This window comes from Roseisalinus antarcticus (assembly GCF_900172355.1).
Lineage (GTDB): Bacteria > Pseudomonadota > Alphaproteobacteria > Rhodobacterales > Rhodobacteraceae > Oceanicola > Oceanicola antarcticus_A.
On sequence record NZ_FWFZ01000093.1, the window covers coordinates 1 to 3,065 of the forward strand.

The following is a 3,065-nucleotide window of genomic DNA, read 5'->3' on the forward strand; positions in this document are numbered from 1 at the left end:
CCTCCGCAGAACGAGCTCTTTGGAAACGGCGCTCCGCCGCAGGTCCAGGTGAACTGAGCCCGGTCGAGCCCCCTGTCATTGAAAATGGACCCAAACCCATGAAATCTCTTCTCGCAACGCTCGCGCTCACCACGGCGCTGACGCTTCCCGGCCTCGCCATGGCGAGGCCGGTGACACTCACCACGACCCTGAACAATTATGGCGGCGATGGCGCCTATCTCGCGCTCTACGTCACCGACGCCTCGGGCGCCTATGTCGGCAGCCTGTGGATGGCCGGCGGCAAGTCGAAGTACTACGAGCATCTGAGCGACTGGTATCGCGCCACCGGCGGCGACACCGCGCAGGTCAACGGCATCACCGGCGCCAGCGTCGGCGCGGGCCGCACGCTCGAGATCACGCTCGACCTGGCCGACGCGCTGTTCGACGCGGGCTACACGCTCCACATCGACGCGGCCGTCGAGGACATGCGCGACAGCCCGAACGAGGTGGCCGTCCCGCTCACGACCGATGGCGCGGGGACGCTGGTGCAGGGCCGGCGGTATATCGCCAGCTTTGCCTACGACATGTGAGGGGTGAGGGCCATGATCCGTGCACTCCATCGCTGGCCGGGTCTGCTGGCCCTCGCACTCGTCACCGTCCTTTCCCTGAGTGGCGCGGCGCTGTCGGTCTTCCCTGCGGCCGAGCGGATTGCCGCGCCTCAGGCCGAGGCGGGCATGACGGTCGCCATCCTCGCGGATCGCATCCAGGGCGCCTATCCCGGCGTCGAGCAGATCCGCCGCGCACCCTCGGGCCGGATCATGGCCTACTGGTTCAATCAGGGCACGCCGGGCGCGGCCGTGATCGACCCTGCCACGGGTCAGGGCGTGGCCTCGGCCGATCCCAACCAGACGCAGCGCTGGCTCACCAACCTGCACCGCTCGCTGTTCCTCGGCGATGGCGGACGCATCGCCATGGCTGCGGGTGCCGCCGCCATGCTGGTCCTCTCGCTCTCCGGCGCGGCGCTCATGGCGCGGCGAACCGGCGGCTGGCGGCACTGGTTCGCCCGGCTGCGCGGACCCCTTGCTGGCCGGCTGCATGTCGAGATCGCCCGCATCGCGGTGGTCGGCCTAGTTCTGTCGTCCACCACCGCCCTGTGGATGACGGCGTCCACCTTCGACCTGATTCCCGATGGCGGCGCAGCCTCAGCGTTCCCGGCCGAGGTGAGCGGCGAGATGGGGTTCGCACCCGATCGGATGGTTCTTCTGGGAGAGACGCCCGTCGCCGAGCTGCGCGAGCTGAGCTTTCCCTATCCCGGCGATGCGACGGACGCCTTCACGCTGAAGACCGACCGGGGCACCGGGTATCTCGATCAAGGCACCGGTGCGCTGCTGGCCTGGACCGACCTGACCGGATGGGAACGCGTGTCAGAGACCATCTACATGCTGCACACCGGACAGGGAGCGGCGACGCTCGGCCTCGTTCTGGGGCTTATGGCGCTCGGCGTCCCGGCCATGGGCGTGACCGGCGTTATCGTCTGGCTCGCGGGACGGCGCGGGCGGCCGCGCATCCTGGGCAATCAGCCCGCGGGACGCGCCGAGACGATCCTGCTCGTCGGCAGCGAGGGTGGCAGCACCTGGGGTTTCGCCGCGACGCTCCACGCCGCGCTGACCGAGGCCGGACAGAGCGTGCACGCAGCCCCCATGTCCGCCTTCGCACCGGAACGTTATGCCGCGGCCGACCGGATCATCGTGCTGGCCGCAACCTATGGCGACGGCGCGGCGCCTGCCTCGGCCAAGGGCTTTCTCGACCGGCTGGCAGCAGCCGACCACGCACCCGACACAGCCCTCGCCGTTCTCGGCTTCGGCGACCGCAGCTTTCCGGCCTACTGCGCCTTCGCCAAGGCTGTCGCGGCAGCCACGCAGGCGAAGGGCTGGCCGCAGCTCATGGCCATCGACACCATCGACCGTCAGTCGCCGCAGGACTTCGCCCGCTGGGGCCGCGCCCTCGGGGAGGTGCTGGGTATCGATCTGAAACTATCCCACCAGCCCGCTCGCCCGGCAACCGAGACGCTGACCCTCGTCTCGCGGCGGGACTACGGCGCAGACGTGCAGGCCCCAACCGCGATCCTGCGCTTCGCCCTGCCGCGCGCGACGCTCTGGCAGCGGGTCGTCGGGGCCGGATTCGCCCGGTTCGACGCAGGCGACCTGATCGGCATCATGCCCGAAGGGAGCTCCGTGCCGCGTCTCTACTCGCTCGCCTCCGCGCGCCGGGACGGATTCATCGAGATCGTGGTCAAGAAGCATCCCGGTGGCCTTGCGTCCTCGCAGCTGACCGCGCTGGAACCCGGACAGACCGTGATGGCGTTCCTCCGCCGCAATCCCGGCTTCACACCTGGCCCGGCGCAGGCGCCGCTGATCCTGATCGGCGCAGGCACAGGCATCGGACCTCTGGCGGGCTTCGTGCGCGGCAATGCGCGGCAGCGGCCCGTTCATCTGTTCTTCGGCATGCGTCATCCCGACAGCGACTTCTTCTACGGCGAGGAGTTGCGCGGCTGGCAGGACGAGGGCCGTCTGACCCGTCTGGTCACGGCTGTCTCGCGCGGGGCAAAGCCCCACTATGTGCAGGACGCGCTGCGCGGTGACGCAGCGTTGGTCGCTCAGCTCATCCGGGACGGAGCCCGCGTGATGGTCTGCGGCGGACGCGACATGGCGGCGGGCGTGGCGGATACGCTGGCCGAGATCCTTGCACCGACCGGACTCACGCCAGCGGTTCTGAAGGCGGAGGGACGGTATGTCGAAGATGTCTACTGAGAGGGTGCGCTTTGCCCTGAACGGCCCGACCATGGGCACGCGCTGGTCGGCGCTCTTCTTCGCGCCTAGTGGCTTCGATCCGGCGCCGGTCCAGGCGGCGCTGCAGGCGGCCACGGGCGAGGTCGACGCGCAGATGTCCACATGGAACGCGGGCAGCGATCTGATGCGTCTGAACGCAGCGCCTGTTGGCGCCTCGGTGGCGGTTCCGGATCGGCTGCGGGAGGTTCTGGGCCTCGCGCTCGAGATCGGGCGAGCCTCGGGCGGGGCTTTCGACAT

3 protein-coding genes are annotated in these 3,065 nt (G+C 69.6%); all 3 read left to right on the top strand.

Going from position 1 to position 3,065, the window contains the following annotated elements; all coding sequences use genetic code 11:
* The first annotated feature begins 98 nt into the window (after nucleotides 1-98).
* Nucleotides 99-569, top strand: coding sequence for a DUF2271 domain-containing protein (locus tag ROA7023_RS23195; protein ID WP_085881313.1), 471 nt, complete (start codon nucleotides 99-101; stop codon nucleotides 567-569).
* Between the two features lie 12 nt (nucleotides 570-581).
* On the top strand, nucleotides 582-2,789 hold the full coding sequence (locus ROA7023_RS23200; RefSeq protein WP_085881314.1) for a PepSY domain-containing protein: 2,208 nt from the start codon (nucleotides 582-584) through the stop codon (nucleotides 2,787-2,789).
* Nucleotides 2,770-3,065 (top strand): FAD:protein FMN transferase (locus ROA7023_RS23205; RefSeq protein WP_143535734.1); only part of this gene is annotated, 296 nt, incomplete at its 3' end. The genes ROA7023_RS23200 and ROA7023_RS23205, both read left to right, overlap by 20 nt.